At 32.9% G+C, this 20441-nt stretch carries 18 protein-coding genes; 7 read left to right on the top strand and 11 right to left on the bottom strand.

All coding sequences use genetic code 11. From position 1 onward, the window contains the following. Positions 1 to 133: 133 nt before the first annotated feature. Both ACJJVO_RS10960 and ACJJVO_RS10955 read left to right on the top strand, forming a co-directional pair. Positions 134 to 1474 carry a deoxyguanosinetriphosphate triphosphohydrolase gene (locus tag ACJJVO_RS10960; RefSeq protein ID WP_405573976.1) on the top strand — a complete coding sequence of 447 codons (1341 nt, stop codon included), beginning with the start codon at positions 134 to 136 and terminating at the stop codon, positions 1472 to 1474. 83 nt (positions 1475 to 1557) lie between these two features. Continuing rightward, the gene (locus tag ACJJVO_RS10955) at positions 1558 to 1731 is read left to right on the top strand and encodes a hypothetical protein (protein ID WP_405573973.1); all 174 of its coding nucleotides are present in this window, start codon (positions 1558 to 1560) and stop codon (positions 1729 to 1731) included. Here ACJJVO_RS10955 and ACJJVO_RS10950 read toward each other — a convergent pair. Further along, complete coding sequence (locus ACJJVO_RS10950) at positions 1705 to 3492, bottom strand: 1-deoxy-D-xylulose-5-phosphate synthase (protein WP_405573971.1); 1788 nt, start codon at positions 3490 to 3492, stop codon at positions 1705 to 1707. The genes ACJJVO_RS10955 and ACJJVO_RS10950 overlap by 27 nt on opposite strands. Before the next feature lie 22 nt (positions 3493 to 3514). Continuing rightward, positions 3515 to 4438: an energy transducer TonB gene (locus tag ACJJVO_RS10945; protein WP_405573968.1), complete on the bottom strand. Its 924-nt coding sequence runs from the start codon at positions 4436 to 4438 to the stop codon at positions 3515 to 3517. A gap of 79 nt (positions 4439 to 4517) precedes the next feature. Here ACJJVO_RS10945 and ACJJVO_RS10940 point away from each other — a divergent pair, with 79 nt between their 5' ends. Both ACJJVO_RS10940 and ACJJVO_RS10935 read left to right on the top strand, forming a co-directional pair. Next, entirely contained in the window at positions 4518 to 4967 is a 450-nt protein-coding gene (locus ACJJVO_RS10940; protein WP_405573964.1) for a nucleoside deaminase, read from the top strand. 31 nt (positions 4968 to 4998) lie between these two features. Then, positions 4999 to 5463 carry a protease complex subunit PrcB family protein gene (locus ACJJVO_RS10935; RefSeq protein WP_405573961.1) on the top strand — a complete coding sequence of 155 codons (465 nt, stop codon included), beginning with the start codon at positions 4999 to 5001 and terminating at the stop codon, positions 5461 to 5463. A gap of 106 nt (positions 5464 to 5569) precedes the next feature. Here ACJJVO_RS10935 and ACJJVO_RS10930 read toward each other — a convergent pair whose 3' ends face one another. The 9 genes from ACJJVO_RS10930 to ACJJVO_RS10890 all read right to left on the bottom strand — a co-directional run bounded on the left by ACJJVO_RS10930 (position 5570) and on the right by ACJJVO_RS10890 (position 18451). Then, positions 5570 to 5761: a cold-shock protein gene (locus ACJJVO_RS10930; RefSeq protein WP_020898101.1), complete on the bottom strand. Its 192-nt coding sequence runs from the start codon at positions 5759 to 5761 to the stop codon at positions 5570 to 5572. A 186-nt stretch (positions 5762 to 5947) separates the two neighbouring features. Next, a complete protein-coding gene (locus ACJJVO_RS10925) occupies positions 5948 to 6187 on the bottom strand; it encodes a hypothetical protein (protein WP_405573959.1) in 240 nt (79 codons plus the stop codon). 33 nt (positions 6188 to 6220) lie between these two features. Then, positions 6221 to 8023, bottom strand: coding sequence for a chloride channel protein (locus ACJJVO_RS10920; RefSeq protein WP_405573957.1), 1803 nt, complete (start codon positions 8021 to 8023; stop codon positions 6221 to 6223). Between the two features lie 56 nt (positions 8024 to 8079). Further along, complete coding sequence (locus ACJJVO_RS10915; RefSeq protein WP_405573954.1) at positions 8080 to 9867, bottom strand: chloride channel protein; 1788 nt, start codon at positions 9865 to 9867, stop codon at positions 8080 to 8082. A 45-nt stretch (positions 9868 to 9912) separates the two neighbouring features. Then, the gene (aspS, locus tag ACJJVO_RS10910; RefSeq protein WP_405573951.1) at positions 9913 to 11667 is read right to left on the bottom strand and encodes an aspartate--tRNA ligase; all 1755 of its coding nucleotides are present in this window, start codon (positions 11665 to 11667) and stop codon (positions 9913 to 9915) included. 78 nt (positions 11668 to 11745) lie between these two features. After that, complete coding sequence (locus tag ACJJVO_RS10905; protein WP_405573949.1) at positions 11746 to 15288, bottom strand: efflux RND transporter permease subunit; 3543 nt, start codon at positions 15286 to 15288, stop codon at positions 11746 to 11748. Further along, positions 15278 to 16468 (bottom strand): efflux RND transporter periplasmic adaptor subunit, encoded by a 1191-nt coding sequence (locus ACJJVO_RS10900; RefSeq protein WP_405573946.1) that lies wholly within the window; start codon positions 16466 to 16468, stop codon positions 15278 to 15280. Before ACJJVO_RS10900 ends, ACJJVO_RS10905 begins: the two co-directional genes overlap by 11 nt. A 6-nt stretch (positions 16469 to 16474) precedes the next feature. Continuing rightward, positions 16475 to 17845, bottom strand: coding sequence for a TolC family protein (locus ACJJVO_RS10895; protein ID WP_405573943.1), 1371 nt, complete (start codon positions 17843 to 17845; stop codon positions 16475 to 16477). 3 nt (positions 17846 to 17848) lie between these two features. Further along, a complete protein-coding gene (locus ACJJVO_RS10890) occupies positions 17849 to 18451 on the bottom strand; it encodes a TetR/AcrR family transcriptional regulator (RefSeq protein WP_405573941.1) in 603 nt (200 codons plus the stop codon). 151 nt (positions 18452 to 18602) lie between these two features. Between ACJJVO_RS10890 and ACJJVO_RS10885 the strand changes: the two genes are divergently transcribed. From ACJJVO_RS10885 to ACJJVO_RS10875, 3 genes are all read left to right on the top strand, one after another. After that, positions 18603 to 19577 (top strand): polyprenyl synthetase family protein, encoded by a 975-nt coding sequence (locus ACJJVO_RS10885; protein ID WP_405573939.1) that lies wholly within the window; start codon positions 18603 to 18605, stop codon positions 19575 to 19577. Next, entirely contained in the window at positions 19577 to 19927 is a 351-nt protein-coding gene (locus ACJJVO_RS10880; protein ID WP_405573937.1) for a hypothetical protein, read from the top strand. Before ACJJVO_RS10885 ends, ACJJVO_RS10880 begins: the two co-directional genes overlap by 1 nt. 76 nt (positions 19928 to 20003) lie before the next feature. Beyond that, positions 20004 to 20438: an RrF2 family transcriptional regulator gene (locus ACJJVO_RS10875; RefSeq protein ID WP_405573935.1), complete on the top strand. Its 435-nt coding sequence runs from the start codon at positions 20004 to 20006 to the stop codon at positions 20436 to 20438. Positions 20439 to 20441 lie beyond the last annotated feature (3 nt).

The following is a 20441-nucleotide window of genomic DNA, read 5'->3' as shown; positions in this document are numbered from 1 at the left end:
TGTTAGCTTAGTATTAACTCAATTGGTATTAAGGAAACAATGCCGTAACATTAAAATCTATTCTATCTAACTTTCGTTTTAGGTTACAATTCAAAACCATTTTATCTATCTTGCATGCACTAAGAATTATACTATGAACTGGGAACAATTACTCTCTTTAAAACGCTTTGGCGACACTAATAAAAGACTACGAAAAGAACAAGATGAAACACGATTGGGTTTTGAGGTTGATTATGACCGAATTATATTTTCATCAGAATTTAGAGGACTTCAAGACAAAACCCAAGTAGTGCCATTGTCTAAAACCGATTTTGTACACACCCGCTTAACGCATAGTTTAGAAGTAAGCGTTGTTGGTCGTTCCTTAGGTAGAAAAGTGGGACAGTTATTGTTAAAGAAACATCCGCATTTAGAAAGTGTTCACGGTTATAGAATGAATGATTTTGGTGCTATAGTTGCTGCTGCAGCTTTAGCGCATGATATTGGAAATCCACCTTTTGGTCATTCTGGTGAAAAAGCTATAGGTGCATATTTTAAAGATGGAAATGGTTCAGAATTTAAAAAGCATTTAACTGAAAAAGAGTATCAAGATTTATGCGATTTTGAAGGTAATGCCAATGGATTTAAGATTCTTACGGAGAGTAGAGAGGGTAGAGAAGGCGGTTTAAGATTGAGTTATGCCACTTTAGGTGCTTTTATGAAATATCCAAAAGAGTCATTACCAAAAAGACCAACAGATCATATTGTGGATAAAAAATATGGCTTTTTTCAAAGTGAAAAGACAATGTTCCAAAACATAGCATCAGAGTTAGGTTTAACCAAAAGAAGCGATGAATATATAACTTATCAAAGGCATCCATTAGCATTTTTAGTGGAGGCAGCTGATGATATTTGTTATACTATTATTGATTTTGAAGATGGTATTAATCTTGGTCTTATTGAAGAAGAGTACGCTTTAGAGTATTTAATTAATTTGGTAAGAGACAGTATTAAAACCGAAAATTATAGTGCTTTAAAGACAACCGAAGATCGAGTTAGCTATTTGCGAGCGTTGGCTATTGGACGTTTAATCAATGAAGCCGCTTCACTATTTATGAAGCATGAAGAGGCTATTTTAGCAGGTGAATTTGAAACTGCTTTATTAGATGTTAGTCAGTATAAAGCGCAAATAAAGGATATTATTAATATTAGTATAAAAAATGTGTATCGCTCTAAAGAGGTGATTAATAAGGAAATTGCTGGATATAAAATTCTGAATCAATTATTAGAATCTTTTGGAGAAATGGCGCATCATTATTTTGATAATAAAATGTCTAATTATGATAATTTATTATATAGTACATTGCCAGAAACAGTAAAGCTTAATAATGATTCGTTGTATCAAAATCTTTTAGCTGTTTGTCTTTATATCTCGAAGTTATCGGACACTAATGCGATGCTCTTACATAAGAAATTACAAGGACAAATATTATAATAGTGCATTTCATCGAATAAATTTGTTTTTTAACGGTATTTTATTTTAATTTGCTTAGATTCAAGCTATTAAAACACCTACTTATGAGAAATAATATACTCGGAGGATTAGTCATCTTTTTTGTTGTTGTGACTTGCCTTTTAATGTTAGACGACATTTCTAGTAAAAGTGAAGAAAATTATTCTTACAAAACTATTGAAGTAGAACAAAAAGTTGAAAACCCTACAGACTTAGCTGTTCTTGATGAAGAGGAATAAATCTTCTATTTCTTTTTTTATAGATAATGCATCTAATTGCTGTAATTGCTGCAATTGGTGAACTGTAGCATGTTCAATAAATTGATCATCAATTCCCATAGTTACAATACTTTGTTTGTAGTGATGTGTATTTGCAAATGCTAAAATAGAAGATGCAAAACCTCCAATAATGCTGCCATCTTCGATAGTAATAATTGCCTTGTAGGTTTTAAAAATCTCATGGAGCAAGGTTTCATCGATGGGTTTAACAAATTGCATATCATAATAACCTAGAGATGCCTTTTTATCTAACATTTCTATGGCATCAGCAACGTTATTTAAAATTGTACCAATTGAAAGAATGGCAATAGATGTGCCTTTCTTTAAACAAATCCCTCTTCCTATTTCTATAGTTTCAAAAGGCATTTTCCAATCTAATAAATGACCTCTTCCTCTAGGGTAACGAATGGCAATAGGGAAATCAATGCCTAATTGAGCTGTGTACATTATATTTCTAAGTGCAATTGCATTACTTGGAGCAAAAATCACCAAATTAGGGATGCAATTGAGGTACGCTAAATCAAAAACACCATGGTGTGTAGCTCCATCTTCACCAACCAATCCGGCTCTGTCTAAACAAAAAATTACAGGTAAGTTTTGTATCGCCACATCGTGAATCACTTGATCGTAAGCACGCTGTAAAAACGTTGAGTAAATATTACAAAATGGAATGAGACCTTGTGTAGCCATACCTGCAGCAAGTGTTACCGCATGTTGCTCTGCAATACCAACATCAAAAGCACGGTCTGGAATAGTTTCCATCATGTATTTCAGGGAACTACCAGTTGGCATAGCTGGAGTAATACCAATGATTTTCTCGTTTTTAAGAGCTAATTCTACAATAGTTTCTCCAAATACATCTTGAAATTTTGGAGGTAATTTACCAGAATCGGGTGTTGCAACTAATTCACCAGTTTTAGCATCAAACTTACCAGGAGCGTGATATTTTACTTGATTTAATTCGGCTTGTTTTAAACCTTTTCCTTTTGTAGTAATAATGTGTAAAAATTTTGGACCTTTCACGGTTTTAAGCCGTTCTAATTCTGATAGTAATAAAGGTAAATCATGACCATCAATAGGGCCAGAATAATCAAAATTTAAGGCTTCAAAAATATTATCTTGTTTTTCCGTGCCTTTTTTTACGTTAGTTAAATATTGTTTTAAGGCACCAACACTTGGGTCAATACCAATAGCATTATCGTTTAAGATGACTAATAAATTAGCATTGGTAACTCCTGCATGATTTAAACCTTCAAAAGCCATTCCACTAGCAATAGAAGCATCACCAATTACAGCAATATGGTGTTTGTTTTCGCCTTTTAGTTGTGATGCAATTGCCATTCCTAAAGCTGCCGAAATTGAGGTTGATGAATGGCCTACACCAAAAGCATCATATGCGCTTTCACTGCGTTTAGGGAAACCGCTTACACCATTAAGTTGTCGGTTGGTATCAAAAACATCCTTTCGGCCTGTTAAGATTTTGTGTCCATAAGCTTGGTGACCAACATCCCAAATTAATTCATCTTTGGGAGTATTAAATACGTAATGTAATGCTATGGTTAATTCTATAACCCCTAAACTAGCACCTAAATGACCTTCTTTTGTGGCAACGATATTGATTATAAAATCACGTAGCTCTTGGGCAAGTTGAGGTAAGTCATCTGGCTTTAGTTGACGTAAGTCAATTGGCAAATTGATATGTTTTAGAAGTGAGTTTTTCACGTCGTAAAAATACGAGATTTTATTAGTCTTCAGTCACAAAAATTATTGGTAAGGTGTAGGTAACTGAAACATTTTTACCACGCTGTTTACCTGGAATAAATTGAGGTAATAATTTTATAACACGTAAGGATTCTTTCTCTAACTGTGGATGAGGTGCTCTGATTTTTATATCTGTTACATCACCACTTTTGTTAATTGTAAATTTTGCGAAAATTTTTTGTTTTCCTTTAATACCCAAATCACCTTGACCTAAATCAAAATTATTATTAACAAATTCAGTTATTCTTTTAGAGAAATAGTCTTTTTTTTCTGTTTTTGATATGGTTTTTGGTGTATCTATAAATTCTGGAACCTGATCTACAATCAGATACCCAAAAACTACTTCGTCATCATTTATAATAGGTTCGGGAGGTGCAATATCTCCCATTACTTCAACAACTATACCTTTTAAAACGGGAATAGGAATATCAATTTTATCTATAGGATCTGGTTTTTTTAGAATGGTTATGGTTTTAGTTGAATCAATCAGAATATTAGGTGCAGTAATCTCTGGAGTTTGAATGGATTCGGCTTGTAAAGTAGAAATAATTTTTACAGCATCAATTTTCTTAGTATTTCCGTTTTCATCAGAGCAACTTAAAAGAGAAGTTCCCATAGCAATCAATAGGGCTAAAAGAAAGAACTTATGAAAAGACATCTGTTTCTGAAAGATGTGTTGTGGAATTTCAATCCGAATTTGATCTAATTGAGACATTTTAAAACGACCACATATCCTTTTATCACGATTATTATTTAAATATTGCTCAATTGTTTGTTGTGGCATATCTGTAAAATCAATGACAGATTTAGAACATGATTGGCAAAATCGACCTTTTTCATTCGGACTCATTTTAGACCAATCTTCATGGCAAGGTTTTGGTATCGAAATAGAGAAGTTCGTTTTCATAATTAATAGCTTTGTATGAATGCATCAAATTTCTTGCCGCAATGATTTGGAATAATTTTGAAATCGTATTTTTACAACTATGATAAATCCATTTGACGATACCTATTTTATGAGAAAAGCACTTCAAGAAGCTGAGGCTGCTTTTGAAAAAGGTGAAATACCAGTTGGTGCCGTTATTGTCGTAGAAGATAGAATTATTGCGCGAACACATAATCTCACAGAACTATTAAATGATGTCACTGCACATGCCGAAATGCAAGCTATTACATCTGCAGCAAATTTTTTAGGTGGTAAGTACTTAAATAAATGTACCTTATATGTCACTTTAGAACCATGCCAAATGTGTGCGGGAGCTTTATATTGGAGTCAGATTTCTAAAATAGTCTATGGAGCATCAGACGTGCAAAGAGGATTTAAAACTATGGGAACAACATTACATCCAAAAACGGAAGTGGTTAGTGGTGTTTTGGCAGAAGAAGCTTCAGCATTAATGAAACGGTTTTTTATTGAAAAACGTAACTTAAATTAATTAAATTGTAGACGTTAAAGCTATACCGATAATGAAAACACAGACTTTTATCATATTATCATTACTATTTGTTTTAAGTTGTAAATGCAATAAAAACAATCAAAAGAACGCTAAAATGGAGATTGTAGAATCTGTTTTAATTTCAAAAGGAAATCTTTATGGTTCAGGATCCGAAGGTATTGCCAAGCAAAATACTGTTATAAAAAACTTGAGTGATTGGGAGAATTTAATAACTCAAATGAATAGCGTAAACAATGTTTCTGAGCGTTTTACAGAAACAAAAATTGACTTTTCAAAATATACTGTTATTGCTGTATTTAATGATGTAAAAGGAAGTGGTGGTAATACGATAGAATTAGATATTTCTAAAACTTTGGAAAAGATTTTGGTTACAGTAAAATATACAAGTCCTAAAGGCAACGCAACAAGTGTAATGACACAACCTTATTATATTGTAAAGATTTCTAAACAGAATTTACCGATAGTTTTTCAATAGTATTTTAACGTGGGTTTTAAATTAGTTAAGAGTTTAACACGTTAATATTAAGGCAAAAAAAAACGCTCAACCATTGGTTGAGCGTTGAAACTTGTAAGATATATACTTATAATACCTGCACGTTTGCAGCTACTAATCCTTTTCGTCCTTCTTCTTCATCGTACTCTACAGTATCACCTTCGCGTAATTCTACGCCATTAAGGTTTGATACGTGTACAAAGATGTCTTTTCCTGTTTCTTCGTTGGTAATGAATCCAAATCCTTTTGAATCATTAAAAAATTTAACTGTTCCAGTCATTATAATATAAATAAAAATTAAAGTACAAAGATAAAATAAAATTAAAACCCAATGTTAATAAATCGTTTTATTTTTAGATGTTTTAATATTGGTAATCAATATTTTCTATCTAAAATATGGGTTGTATTTCCTTGTTTTGGAGTTAAAGCTATTAAACTGGGTTGAATATAAGAAGAAAAATTAGTGTTAAGAATTGCGTTGATTTTCGCGCATTTTATCAAGGTTTTCTTTAGTAAGCATATAGTCTTTAACGTCTTTATCTTTCCATCTATAATAAGAAAACAACGGAAAAACCACAAAAAATAAACCTAGAACGCCAAAACCAATGAGTTTTTTTGAATAGTCAAGATTTAAAATTAAACCACAAATAATGCTGGTAAAAGACGCTAAAAATGCTAGAAACGTAATAATTTTTATGAATTTCATTAAGTGATATTTATTCAAACGCCTAATATAGACTTAAGATGTAAAATTAATTAATTCGTTTCGATATGCGGTTAGTAATTTAGACTTTGAAACAAACCCATAGTAACAATCGTCTTTTATTACAGGTAAATTCCAAGCTCCACTATCTTGAAACTTCTTCATCACCGTTTTCATATCATCTTTTTCATAATTAATATAATCTGGTGGGTTGTGCATAAACGTTTCTACAGATGTTGTATTGTAGAGTGATTGATCAAACATTACAGTTCTTATATCGTCTAGCAGAATAATACCAACCAATCGATGATAACCATCTACAACAGGAAATAAATTCCTACTCGATTTTGCTACGGCTTTATGTAACATATCTCCTAAGGTCATTTCTGGATTTAGAGGTATAAAATCTTTCTCAATTACACTATCTAATTGCATCATGGTAAGTACGCTCTGATCTTTGTTATGTGTCAATAAATCACCACGTTCAGCTAGTTCGCGAGTGTAAATTGTATGTTCCATATAATTTTTTGTAATCATATATGAAATAGCAACGGTTATCATTAGAGGTAAAAACAAGATGTAACCTCCTGTGATTTCTGCAATTAAAAATATGGCTGTTAGTGGTGCATGTATAACGCCTGCTATTAATCCTGCCATGCCAATTAATGTGAAATTGGCTTCAGATACTTGATGTCCAAGACCAATGTTATTTATTATTTTGGCCACAACATTTCCTAATGCACTTCCCATTACCATGGTTGGTACAATAACTCCACCAACTCCTCCAGCGGCAAAGGTAGTTGTCATTGCTATGGCTTTAAAAATTGTAAATCCAATAAGCAGCACAATTACAACCCAAATATTGTCAATGTATTTATCAAATGGATTAGAGCCTAATGCATGTAAATAGTTACCTTCAAATAAATCTTTTGTAAAACTTAGGCCTTCACCATGAAGTGGTGGAATGAAATACAGCATAATCCCAATTGCAATTCCTCCAATCAAAAGTTTAATAAACTTTGTTTTAAATCGATCAAAAAATGCATAAATGGCAAAGTACATTTTGGTGAAATATATAGATGCAATGCCAGTTGCTAATCCTAAAATCATAAAAAATGCCGTATCTCTTGGGTTAAATTTTTCAGTAACATTAAAATTAAATAGCAATTCATCTCCTAAGAAAAAATAGGATGTTAAAACTGAAGATATCGATGCAATTAATAAAGGTAAAAGCGATGCAAATGTAAGGTCTAAACTAAAAATTTCAACGGCAAATACTATGGCAGCAATAGGAGATTTAAACATTGAGGCAACAGCAGCAGATGTAGCACAAGCAATGAGTAATGTGCGTGTTTTTTTATCTACATGTAAAACCCGACTTAAATTAGAACTTAATGCAGAGCCAGAAGTTATTGCAGGTCCTAATAACCCAACAGAACCACCAAAACCTACCGTTAGAGGAGCTGTTATTAATGGATGATAAATAAGTTTGTAAGATAAAAGTCCTTTTTGACGCAATAAAGAATAAAGTAATGAAGGGATTGCGCGTTTAACGAAAGGAGGAATTGATGGGCTTAATGCTTTTTTAAAAATATACTTAGTGAAAATATAGACTAGAAATAAGCCAATTACAGGCAATATAAAATAAAGTTGGTTTTGAGAAAAAATAAGTCCTTTTTCTAGTGCAGACTGAATTGTGTAGGTAATATTTTTTAAAGTTACCGCAGCAACACCTGTTAACAAACCGACCGCAATACTTAATATATAAACAAAGTTTTTTTGCGATACATATTTGTACCGCAAGAGAAGTAAGTGTTTTATAAAGGGTGGCGTTGGCATCTTTCAAAAAAACGGTCAGGTTTACAAAATCCTATAAATTAGATTTATAGGGCTGACTAAGATGTAAAATTAATTAATTCTCGTCGGTATGCCGTTAATAATTTTGATTTAGAAATAAAGCCTACATAAATACCATTTTTTACAACAGGTAAATTCCAAGCGCTGCTGTCTTGAAATTTTTTCATAATAACTGTCATTTTATCTTTGTCAATATCAATTACTTCGGGCGGTTTTTGCATAACTTCGCTCGCATACACTTCATTGTATAACGTTTGATCAAACATAATAGCTCTTAAATCATCTAATAAAATAACTCCTTTTAAAGTTTTGTCTTTGCCGTTTATAACTGGGAAAATGTTTCTATTTGATTTTATAACGGCCTTATTAATAATATCGCCTAATGTCATTTTAGTTGTAATACTAATAAAGTTAGTTTCAATAACCTTGTTTATGTCCATTAAGGTTAGAATAGCGTGATCTTTATCGTGTGTTATAAGGTCTCCTTTTCTACCTAATTCCATTGTGTAGACGGAATGTGGAGCAAAATGTTTTGTGATACCAAATGAAATTGCAGCTGTAATCATTAAAGGAATAAATAAATCATAACCACCAGTAAGTTCGGCAATTAAAAATATAGCAGTTAATGGCGCGTGTAATACTCCAGCCAATACACCAGCCATACCAACAAGGGTGAAATTACTTTCGGAAACGGGAGTATTAAATAAGCCACAATGGTTAATGATTTTAGCGATGCAATTTCCCATTATACTTCCCATAAAGAGTGTTGGTGCAAAAATACCTCCAACACCTCCTGCTCCAAAAGTTATAGCACTGGCAATAATTTTAAAAAATACGAGTCCGGCTAAGAGTAAGATAATTATCCAAATGTTAGTTAAATCTAGATTTAAAAAATTATTTTCTAAAGCTTTTTCTGGATTACCAACAATAAGACTATTCATAATATCGAAACCTTCACCATAAAGTGGTGGAATAAAAAAGATCAATATTCCGATAGCAACACCTCCTACAAGAAGTTTTTTAATTGGTGAGTTTAGTTGGTCAAAAAAGTTTTGAATCCTTTCATAAACTTGATTAAAATAAATAGAGGTAAATGCTGCGCAGACTCCTAAAAACGCATAAAAAGGGACATCCGAGATTGTAAATTTATCTTCAATTCTAAAAGGTAATAAAACATCGTCACCAAAGAAAAAATAAGAGGTTAATACAGCAGAAAGTGAGGCTAGTAATAATGGTAGCATCGACACCATTGTTAGGTCTAAACTAAAGACTTCAATTGCAAAAATAATAGCAGCAATAGGTGCTTTAAAAATGGATGATAGTGCACCAGCTGCTGCACAACCAATGAGTAAAGTCTTAGTTTTCTGGTCCATTCTAAAAAGCCTAGAAATATTAGAACTAATGGCAGCTCCTGTAGCAACTGCAGGTCCTTCTAGCCCAACAGAACCTCCAAAACCAACCGTTATAGGTGCTGTAAGAATTGATCCAAACATTTGATAGCTCTTTATGATGCCTTTACGTTTTGCAATAGCATGTAAAGTTGAAGGAATCCCATGACTAACTTTTGACCTTATGACATATTTTATAATTAAATAGACTAAAATCAATCCTATTATAGGGAATAAAAAGTAAAAGGCATGGTGATAATATTTTACCAATTTCCCTTCTAGCAAGAGTTGAATATAGTGCGTTAAATTTTTAAGGATTACAGCACCAACTCCAGATGTAAAGCCAACTAAAGCACTTAAAATGAATACAAACTGCTTATCTGAAATGTGTTTGGCTCTCCAAATTAGTATTTGTTTTAAAATGGTATGTCTAGGCATGGTTATAAGAACTAAAAAATCCTGCAATAAGCAGGATTTTTTAGTTTAAGATTTTAAATTTAGTTTTAAACTTAATTCCTCTAGTTGTTCATCATCAATTGGTGCAGGTGCATCAATCATTACATCTCTACCAGAATTATTTTTTGGAAAGGCAATAAAATCTCTAATGGTTTCTTGCCCTCCTAATATTGCAACTAGTCTGTCTAACCCAAAAGCTAAACCTCCATGTGGTGGCGCACCATATTCAAAAGCATCCATTAAGAAACCAAATTGCGCTCTAGCATCTTCTTCAGAAAAGCCTAAATGCTTCAACATTATGGCTTGTGTTGCTTTATCGTGAATTCTTATAGAACCACCTCCAATCTCATTACCATTTAATACTAAATCGTAAGCATTAGCTTTTACGTCACCTGGATTGGTATCTAACAATTCTATTTGTCCAGGTTTTGGAGAAGTAAATGGATGGTGCATGGCGTGATAATGACCCGTTTCTTCATCTAATTCTAATAATGGGAAATCAATAACCCATAATGGTGCAAATACTTTAGGGTCTCTTAAGCCTAAACGTGTTGCTAATTCCATACGTAAAGCACTTAATTGTGCTCTTACTTTATTAGTGTCTCCAGATAATACGCAAACTAAGTCTCCTTGTTTAGCGCCAGTGATTTCCGCCCATTTTGCCAAATCATCTTGGTCGTAAAATTTATCTACTGAAGATTTATAGGTTCCGTCGTCGTTACAACGTGAATAAATCATACCTAAAGCACCAACTTGTGGACGCTTTACCCAATCAATTAATTTATCAATTTCTTTTCTAGTGTAACTATTTCCTCCTGGGACTGCAATACCAACAACCAATTCAGCATTATTAAAAACACCAAATTCTTTATGTTGTGTCACAGCATTTAATTCACCAAACTCCATCCCAAATCTAATATCTGGTTTGTCGTTTCCGTACAAACGCATAGCATCGTCATAAAGCATTCTTGGGAATTTTTCAATTTCAACACCATTCACTTCTTTTAATAAGTGGCGTGTTAAACCTTCAAAAACATTTAATATATCTTCTTGTTCAACAAAAGCCATTTCACAATCTATCTGTGTGAATTCTGGTTGTCTGTCTGCACGTAAATCTTCATCTCTAAAACACTTTACAATCTGAAAGTATTTATCCATGCCACCAACCATCAATAATTGTTTGAAAGTTTGAGGGGATTGCGGAAGTGCGTAGAATTGACCTTCATTCATACGAGAAGGCACAACGAAATCTCTAGCGCCTTCTGGTGTAGATTTAATTAAATACGGAGTTTCTACTTCAATAAAACCATCATTAGAAAGAAAGTTTCTAACTTCTTGAGCGACTTTTGCTCTAAAAATTAAACTATTTTTCACAGGATTACGACGAATATCTAAGTAACGATATTTCATACGTACATCGTCTCCACCATCCGTTTTGTCTTCAATTGTAAAAGGTGGTACTAATGAACTATTTAATATATTAAGTTCAGAAACTAAAACTTCAATATCTCCTGTTTGAATATTAGGGTTTTTTGAAGCACGTTCAATCACGTTTCCTTTAACTTGAATAACAAACTCGCGTCCCAATTTTGAAGCCTTTTCCATAATGGCTTTTGGCGTGCGTTCTTCATCAAAATATAATTGTGTGATGCCATAACGATCGCGAAGATCTATATAGATCATAAAACCTTTATCGCGAACACCTTGAACCCATCCGGAAAGTGTAACTTCTGTATTGCTGTGTGATGCTCTTAATTCACCACAATTGTGACTTCTGTACATAGATTTTTATTAGAAATGCAAAAGTAAAAAATCCGAAGTAAAGACTTCGGATTTTTCTGTTTAAATAATGATTTTCAATTATTCTTTAATTTTGGTCATTGAGGATACTTCAATTTGTTCTAACCCTTCATTTTCATTAGCTCTCAAAGGTTCTGATGTAAATTTAGTACGTAGCCACATTTTTAGCCTTACACTTAAGAAGAATAAAATTGGAACGACGATTAACGTTAAGAATGTCGCAACAAACAATCCGTAGATAACGGTCCACGCTAATGGTCCCCAAAATACCACGTTATCTCCACCCATATAAATGTTAGGATCAAAATCTGCAAATAAGGTAAAGAAGTTAATGTTTAAACCAATTGCTAATGGAATTAAGCCTAAAATAGTTGTAATTGCCGTCAATAAAACGGGTCTTAAACGTGCTTTACCTGCTTTTAGAATACTATCAAATAAATCTTCTATGGTTAAAAAGTCGCTTTCATCTAGATTTAAATTATTTTTCTTTCTGTCTATTAATAATTGGGCGTAATCTAAAAGCACCACACCATTGTTTACCACGATACCAGCAAGGGAAATAATACCAACCATGGTCATCATTATAACAAAGGCACTACCAGAAAGTACAATTCCTCCAAATACTCCAATAAAACTTAAGAATATTGCAATCATAATAATGGTTGGCTTAGATATAGAGTTGAATTGAAATATTAATATGAAGAAAATTAATCCAAGACCAGTAAAAAATGCACCCATTAAGAAGGCCATTTGCTTGTTTTGCTCTTCAATCTGTCCTGTGTAATCAATATGAATATTTTCAGATAGATCTTCAAAACTTTTCATCTCATTTTGAATCTGAGTTACAATGGCTCCTGCATCTGTAAAACCTGGTGCTAAAGCAGAATAAACTGTTACCACTCGCTTAGCATCTTTATGTTTTATAGCATTAAACCCAGAATTGTTTCTCTGTTTTGCAACCGCAGATAAGGGTACTTCTTTAAGTTGACCAGTATTATCTCTAAACGTTATATTTTGATTGAATAAGGCACTTGTATTATATCTGTTTTCTTCATTAAAACGCACGTAGATATCAAAATCGTCACCATCTTCTTTATAAATTCCGGCTTTAGATCCAAAAATAGAATTTCTTAGTTGGCTACCAATTTGATTTGCAGTAACACCTAATTCACCCGCTTTTTGTCTATCAATTTCAACAAGCATTGTTGGCTTATCTTTATTTACATCAATCTTAAGTTCGTCAATACCAGCGACGTTTTTAGAATTTATAAACTCACGCATTCTCTCAGCTGTAGCGATCAATTCTACATAATCATCACCTTCAATTTCAATATTAATTGGTGATCCTGCAGGTGGACCATTGACATCCTTTTCAACTGAAATTAAAACACCTGGATAAATACCAACCAATGCAGCTTGTACTTTTTGACGTAAAATTTCACTGTCTTCACCACGACGGTATTTATACTCTCGCATCGACGCTGTAATTTTTGCTTTATGCGGCATTTCTGCTGCTGAACCAGAATCTGTATTAGGATTTCCGGCACCTTCACCAACTTGTGATACTGCACTTTCTACCAAGAAGTTTCTGTCACCATCCATATAGTGCTCTTGATTGATAACTTCATAAACGCGATTCTCAATTTGTTTAGTAATGGCGTTTGTTTTCTCTATCGCAGTGCCTTCAGGATATTCGATGTAAACAATAATCTGGTTTGGTTTATTGTCTGGGAAAAACTCTATTTTAGTGCGTTGAGTCGACACTGAGATTCCGAAAGCAATAAAAGAAGCAAATAATAGTACAACAGTAATACCTGTTAAAATTTGCGGTTTCCAGCCTGTTAATGCCCAACGTAACTGACGCTCATACCAATTCTCTAGTTTCACTAAAGACTTGTTTTGGAAACTATTAGCCCATTTTCTTATGAAAAAGCGGTAAGCCCAAAGCATTACAGCTGTAAAAATCATTATGGTTCCTAAACCTCTGTATGTGCCTCCAAAGAAAAGAATAAGTAAACCAATAGCACCAACAATAATAGTTATTCTAATGATTTGACTAATTGGCATATCCTTATCTTCAATAGTCATGTATCTTGATACTAACACGGAGTTGAAAAAGATAGCCACAAATAATGAAGATCCTAAAACAATAGATAATGTTATTGGTAAAATCTTCATGAATTCTCCCATAATTCCTGGCCAAAGACCTAATGGTACAAAGGCAGCAACGGTTGTTGCCGTAGATATAATAATAGGAAAAGCAATTTCACCAATACCTTTTTTAGCAGCTTCAATTCTGCTCATGCCTTCCTCTTCCATTAATCTGTAGACGTTTTCTACAACCACAATTCCGTTGTCTACTAACATACCGAGTCCCATAATTAAACCAAAAAGCACCATAGTATTTAAGCTATAACCAATAAGGCTCAATATCATTAGAGACATAAACATTGACATTGGTATCGCAAAACCAACGAAAAGGGCGTTTTTAAATCCTAAAAAGAACATTAAAACGGTAACCACTAAAATAACTCCAAAAATGATATTGTTAACCAAATCATCTACTTGCCCAATGGTTTTTTCAGATTGGTCGTTGGTAATAGACACTACTAAATCTTGAGGGAAAATATTTGCTTTTGCATCATCTACAATCACTTGTATTTGCTCAGCAGCAGCTACCATGTTTTTTCCAGCACGCTTTTTAACATCGAGCATTACTACTGGTTTTCCAGATTTTCTAGCAAAAGTAGTTTTGTCTTCTTCGTTAAAAGAAACTGTTGCAACGTCCTTTAAATAAATGGCATTACCGTTTTCTGCTTTTACAACAAAGTTTTCTAATTCTGAAGGTTTTTGTATTTCTCCAATAATTCTAATCGTACGACGTTGTCCACTGGTTTTTAAATTACCAGCAGATTGTGTGACATTTCCATTACCAATAGCTCCAAGAATATCATTAAATGTAACTTTAGCAGCCATCATTTTATAAATATCAACAGCAACTTCTACTTCTTTTTCTTGAGCACCTCTGATATCTGCTTTTTTAATTTCTTGTAAATTTTCAATTTTATCTTGAAGATATTCTGCAAAATCTTTAAGCTTTTCAACGGTGTAATCTCCTGAAATATTAATGTTAAGAATTGGCATTTCTTCTGAAAGGCTTAATTCAAAAACATCTGGTTCTACTTTTGCACCATTAAAAGTTGGCCAATCTTCACTAGCTGTTTCGGTATCAATCTCATCTTTTACTTTTTGCAAAGCACGCTCAACAGTAATATTCTCGTCGAACTCTACAATGAGCATCCCATAATCTTCTTGTGAGGTAGATGTAGTTTCTACAACATTACTCACCGTTTTCAGTTTATCTTCTAAGGGATCTATAATTAGCTTTTCAATATCTTCAGCCGTATTACCAGGATAAATTGTACTAACATAAATTTTAGTTTCGTTTACCTCAGGGAAATTCTCTCTAGGCATGCTAAAAAAAGCAGAAACACCTAAATAGAAAAAGACAGCAATTAGGACATACATGGTCGTTTTGTTATTAATGGCCCACGACGACATCCCAAATTCCTTTTCGGTATTTTTTTTCTTTTTATTGGTCATTACCTTTTTCTTTATAGTTGATTACTTCTACCGATTGTCCGTCTTTTACACTACGAGCACCTTCATTAACGATTTCGGTTCCTTTATCAAGATTTTTTAAAATTTCAATAATATTACCTTGTGTTTTTCCTGTTTCAATAATGACACGTTTAGCTGTTCCAATATTTTTTTCGTTTTTATCAGTTACGATATAAACAAATTGTTCTCCATCTGCATTTTCTGAAATCACACTTTGAGGTATTAATATGGCATTTTCGCTGGTGTAATCATTAATTTTTAATCGTGCAGTAAGGTTAGGTTTAATGTCCTTGTCTTTATTAGCAACTTCAATCTCTACTTTAAATGTTCTATTGGCAGGATTGATAAAATCACTTGCTTGACGGATTGTTGCATCAATTGTTTTTCCAAGCACAGGAATTTCAACTTCAACTTTTTTACCTTTTACCACATTTGAAATGTAGCTTTCTGGCACTTCAACTTCTATATACATTTCATCTAGGTTTACAATACGCATTAATGGTGATTGTCCTGCAGCAACAACACTTCCTTGCTCTGTAATCACATCGTCAATGGTACCAGAAAAAGGGGCTTTAACGGCAGTTTTAGCCACTTGTTGTTGTAGTTGACTTACAGCTTCTTGTTGAGACTCGTAAGTAGATTTTGCTTGTAAAAATTGAATTTCACTGCCTATGTTTTGATCCCAAAGACGTTTTTGACGTTCGTAAGTTGTTTTTGCCAATTCTGATTGAATTTTTAATTGAGCAACTTGTTGGCTTAAACCACCATCATCAATTTTGGCAAGTAGTTGTCCTTTTCTAACGCGTTGACCTTCCTTTACATAAACATGTGTTAAAATGCCACTGTACTCTGGTGTTATAGTTAAAAGGTTTTTTGTTGTCACATTACCTTGAAGCTCTAATACATGTTCAAACTTTTCTGCCTTAGCTGTAAAAGTTGTTATTAACGGGACGTGTTTAGTGGTATCTAAACTTTTTATTTTTTCGTCTAGCAATTTAATTTGATCGTGAATGGCTTGTTGTTCATTAACAAGTTCTCCTCGTTTTTTACGAATAGATTCTAAGCTATTACTTTGTAAAACGTTCTCTGTAGAGTTTTTTTGTTCGCCTCCACACGAGACTAATAGTAAAGTAATTACTAAAATTGAATATATATTTTTCATGATTGGTTAGTTTAATGATATGGTGTTTAATGAGGTTTCTAAAGTTGCTTTACTATTGATAACATCTAGCATAGCTTGAAGCAACTCTTGCTGTGCAGAATATAATTGGGTTTGTGCTTGACGAAGCTCAAAACTAGTTCCGATACCTTCAAAAAATTTGGTTTGGTTTTTAGTTTCAATACGTTCTGCCAATGCTAAGTTTTCTTTCTTGTTTTGGTAATCTTCAATGGCGAATTGATAATCGCTTTTAGCAGATGCTATTTGAAGTTTTATTCGTTGTTCTGTTTCTGTTAAATCTGTTTTAGCTTTTTCTAGATTGATTTTAGCACGCTGTGTAGAGGCATTTCTCATACCAGAACTAAAAATTGGAATATCTAGGCTTACACCAAATAATGATGAGCCAAACCAATCTTGACTTTTCTGAGTAAAAGCAAACTCGTCACCATAACCAGAATAACCTCCATTAATAAAAGCATTAAGTGTTGGTAAAGCTTTACTTTTTTCTAGTTTAACTAAAAGCTCTTTTGCTTTAGTATCATTTTGTGCAATTAAGTAATCTATGGTGCTTTCTGGATTGTTTTCTACTTCAAGAATTGACAAAGAGATATTTTGGTCTGTTAGTGTTTCTAGATTGTCAGTTAACGTCAACTCATCATAAATATCTAATCCTAAGTTGATGTTTAGCATTTGGTAGGCTAATGTTTTTAGTCTTTCAACATTATTAAGATTACTTTTTACACCAGATAAAGTAATTTGAAGTTGTTCTACACTTTCTTCTTCTCCTAATCCGTTTTCATAAATTTTTTGAGTTTCAAAAAGGTTTTTTTCAAGCACCTCAATGTTACGCTCAAAAATATTGATGCTTTCTTCTGCTAAAAGCACATTTCCGTAAGCTTCAATAACCGCTTTTCTAATTTCAAGGTCTGTTTTTACCTTTGCGTTTTTAGAAATCTCTAAATACACTTTAGCAGATTGTAATCCTACTAAATAAGAGCCGTCGAATATTTTTTGACTTAAGGTTGCAAAGGCAGTCATACTATGTTTAGTCCCAAATGTTGCGGGAAATTGATCATCAATGCCTAAGCCTAAGTTATCTCTTTCTTCTTGCGAAAGAATAGAAGCAGGTAAAAGAGTAACTGGTTGTTTTAAGTAGTTTTGGTAATCTACACTAGCACTTATTTGAGGCAAACCACTTGCTGTAGTTTCCCATTTCTGTTTTTCTGCAGCATTAATATCTCGAGCTGCATTAATGGCAGTTCTACTATTTTCCAAGGCAAAGTCAATGGCTTCTTGAAGCGAAAGACTTTTGGGTTGGTCTTGCGAAAACCCCATTTGAAAACAAATGAAACCTACGACTATTATGAGTGTTTTTTTCATTACTTATATTTGATTGGTATTTAATTGTGTTAGTTTTTCTAAGCCTTTTGTGGAGCAAATGCCTCTTAAGTGGTATTCTAAATAATTATTCATTAATGTCACCATGGAGAAATTTTCGCGAGGAAAAATGTTTTGATCTTTTAAAGATACCATGCCATTAAAATAAAGTCGCGCTACAAAATCTATTTCTATAGAATCTCTATAGAGACCTTGAGCTACACCACGTTCTAAATTTTGTGTTACGCAACCCAACATTTTTTGAAATTGTTTGCCTTTTACAGAGACATAAATTTTAGGATAATACTTTTGAAGTTGGTATTGTGGAGACGATTTTTCATCTTTAAGATTGTGCATTACAAATCTTTTAATTTCATAAACCTCTTCAATTGGGTTTTTATTTAGTGCGCAAATGTTATCAATGCCACAAGAAATATTTTCGAAAACATGCAAAGCCGTCGCTTCTACTAATTTTGTTTTATTCTGAAAATGCTGATAAATGGTTTTTTTAGAAATCCCCATTTCATTAGCAATATCATCCATCGTAACGCTCTTAAATCCTAAGTTTAAGAACAGGTCCGTAGATTTAAATATTATTTTTTCTTTCATCTCAGTGTTCCGCGAAAGCAGAATATCATTTAATTATGGCGCAAACTTACAACAGGAAACTTTAAAAACCTAAAAAGTTTCCAAAGTTTTAATGATTTTTTAACACAGCCAACATTAGCTTCAAATATGTTTAAAACATTATTTTTGTCTCATGCAACATATTGAACAATATCAAAAGTCGTTTCTAAAGCATTTAGAAGGATTTACAGTACACAAAGAGCCAAAAAATTTATACAATCCTATCAACTATATATTAGAGTTAGGCGGAAAAAGGTTACGTCCAGTTTTAACTTTAATGACGGCTGAGGTTTTTGGAGTAAAAGCTCAAACGGCTATGGATGCTGCCTTATCTATTGAGGTGTTTCATAATTTCTCTTTGGTGCATGATGATATTATGGACGATGCACCTTTACGTAGAGGCGAAGAAACTGTGCACGAAAAATGGAATCTTAATACAGGTATCCTTTCAGGCGATGCGATGCTTATTATGGCATATCAGCTATTTGAAAATTACGAAGCTCAAACATTTCAGGCTTTAGCTAAACTTTTTAGTAAAACGGCTTTAGAAGTTTGTGAAGGGCAACAATATGATATAGATTTTGAAACTAGAGATGATGTTACCATTATTGAGTATTTAAAAATGATTGAGTACAAAACAGCCGTTTTGGTTGGTGCTGCAATGAAAATGGGAGCCATTGTTGCTAAAGCTTCTCTTGAAGACCAAAATTCTATATACGAATTTGGACGCCTTTTAGGTATCGCTTTTCAGTTACAAGACGATTATTTAGATGCTTTTGGAAATCCTGAAACCTTTGGTAAGCAAGTAGGAGGTGATATTATTGAAAATAAAAAGACATATTTGGTTTTAAAGACTTTAGAGTTGGGTTCTAAAGAAGCGCAGTCTAATTTAACAAAATTGATGTCTAACTCAGAGCTTTCAAATGATAATAAGGTAGAAAGTGTAAAGGAATTATTCACTGATTCTGGTGCAGCCAAAGCAACACAAGATGCTGTAAAAGCGTATACCAATAAAGCCTTTAAAGTTTTAGAAGGTTTAAATATACCTGAAGACAAAAAACAATTACTTAGAGTATTTGGTGAACAATTAATGACCAGACGTGTTTAATGAGTTTACCCTCTAATTTTGAAGATTTAATTGTTGAAGCCGAAAGTTTAAGCTTGTACAAAAAACTTATTGTTCAGCTTAATAAAGATTTGTTGTATGCAAATATTGACTTAGAATTTGACGAAGAAACGTTGCCAACGAGTTTAAAATTTGTGTTACAAGAAACCGTTTTTAACCTCATAAGTTCTAAATTTTCAGATTATCTCAATTTACTTTATATCGTAGATGTTTCCGAAGCAAAAATTAGAAGTTTAGATGGTAGCGATGCTTTAAAATTATCTGAAGAAGTAACTTTTTTATTGCTTCAACGCGAATGGCAAAAGGTGTGGTTTAAAGCAAAATATTCTTAATTAAAATTATATAGGATAGAATTGTCTTGTATGGGGATATTTAGTATTTTTGTAGTTTAATATTAGTCTCAATAATATGTTTTCTAAAGCTTGTGAATATGGAATTAAAGCGGCAATTTTTATTGCTGTAAATTCTTCTGAAAACAATAGAGTTAGCCCAAAAGAAATCTCAGAAGAGATAGATTCACCACAAGCATTCACAGCCAAAATTTTACAAGCCTTAGTAAGGAATCACGTTATAAAATCGGTAAGAGGTGCTCATGGTGGTTTTGAAATAGAAAAGGATAAAATTGCTACAACTAAATTAGCGCAAATTGTTTATGCTATTGATGGTGATGGTATTTATAAAGGTTGTGGTTTAGGATTGGATATTTGTAGTGAAGAACATCCTTGTCCTGTACACGATAAATTTAAAGTGGTTAGAGAGGAATTGAGAGACATGTTAGAGAATACAACTTTAGAACAACTTGCTATAGATATTAAAGTAGGTAAATCATTTTTAAAAATTTAAAAA

This window comes from Winogradskyella sp. Asnod2-B02-A, assembly GCF_045063645.1.
Taxonomy (GTDB): domain Bacteria; phylum Bacteroidota; class Bacteroidia; order Flavobacteriales; family Flavobacteriaceae; genus Winogradskyella.
This window is presented reverse-complemented; position numbering and strand designations above follow the sequence as displayed.

What these genes read in the sequence shown, in the direction of transcription:
- ACJJVO_RS10960 (WP_405573976.1), top strand. Translation starts at nt 134, where the DNA reads ATGAACTGGGAACAATTACTCTCTTTAAAACGCTTTGGCGACACTAAT.
- ACJJVO_RS10955 (WP_405573973.1), top strand. Translation starts at nt 1,558, where the DNA reads ATGAGAAATAATATACTCGGAGGATTAGTCATCTTTTTTGTTGTTGTG.
- ACJJVO_RS10945 (WP_405573968.1), bottom strand. Translation starts at nt 4,438, where the DNA reads ATGAAAACGAACTTCTCTATTTCGATACCAAAACCTTGCCATGAAGAT.
- ACJJVO_RS10940 (WP_405573964.1), top strand. Translation starts at nt 4,518, where the DNA reads ATGATAAATCCATTTGACGATACCTATTTTATGAGAAAAGCACTTCAA.
- ACJJVO_RS10935 (WP_405573961.1), top strand. Translation starts at nt 4,999, where the DNA reads ATGAAAACACAGACTTTTATCATATTATCATTACTATTTGTTTTAAGT.
- ACJJVO_RS10930 (WP_020898101.1), bottom strand. Translation starts at nt 5,761, where the DNA reads ATGACTGGAACAGTTAAATTTTTTAATGATTCAAAAGGATTTGGATTC.
- ACJJVO_RS10925 (WP_405573959.1), bottom strand. Translation starts at nt 6,187, where the DNA reads ATGAAATTCATAAAAATTATTACGTTTCTAGCATTTTTAGCGTCTTTT.
- ACJJVO_RS10920 (WP_405573957.1), bottom strand. Translation starts at nt 8,023, where the DNA reads ATGCCAACGCCACCCTTTATAAAACACTTACTTCTCTTGCGGTACAAA.
- ACJJVO_RS10915 (WP_405573954.1), bottom strand. Translation starts at nt 9,867, where the DNA reads ATGCCTAGACATACCATTTTAAAACAAATACTAATTTGGAGAGCCAAA.
- aspS (WP_405573951.1), bottom strand. Translation starts at nt 11,667, where the DNA reads ATGTACAGAAGTCACAATTGTGGTGAATTAAGAGCATCACACAGCAAT.
- ACJJVO_RS10905 (WP_405573949.1), bottom strand. Translation starts at nt 15,288, where the DNA reads ATGACCAATAAAAAGAAAAAAAATACCGAAAAGGAATTTGGGATGTCG.
- ACJJVO_RS10900 (WP_405573946.1), bottom strand. Translation starts at nt 16,468, where the DNA reads ATGAAAAATATATATTCAATTTTAGTAATTACTTTACTATTAGTCTCG.
- ACJJVO_RS10895 (WP_405573943.1), bottom strand. Translation starts at nt 17,845, where the DNA reads ATGAAAAAAACACTCATAATAGTCGTAGGTTTCATTTGTTTTCAAATG.
- ACJJVO_RS10890 (WP_405573941.1), bottom strand. Translation starts at nt 18,451, where the DNA reads ATGAAAGAAAAAATAATATTTAAATCTACGGACCTGTTCTTAAACTTA.
- ACJJVO_RS10885 (WP_405573939.1), top strand. Translation starts at nt 18,603, where the DNA reads ATGCAACATATTGAACAATATCAAAAGTCGTTTCTAAAGCATTTAGAA.
- ACJJVO_RS10880 (WP_405573937.1), top strand. Translation starts at nt 19,577, where the DNA reads ATGAGTTTACCCTCTAATTTTGAAGATTTAATTGTTGAAGCCGAAAGT.
- ACJJVO_RS10875 (WP_405573935.1), top strand. Translation starts at nt 20,004, where the DNA reads ATGTTTTCTAAAGCTTGTGAATATGGAATTAAAGCGGCAATTTTTATT.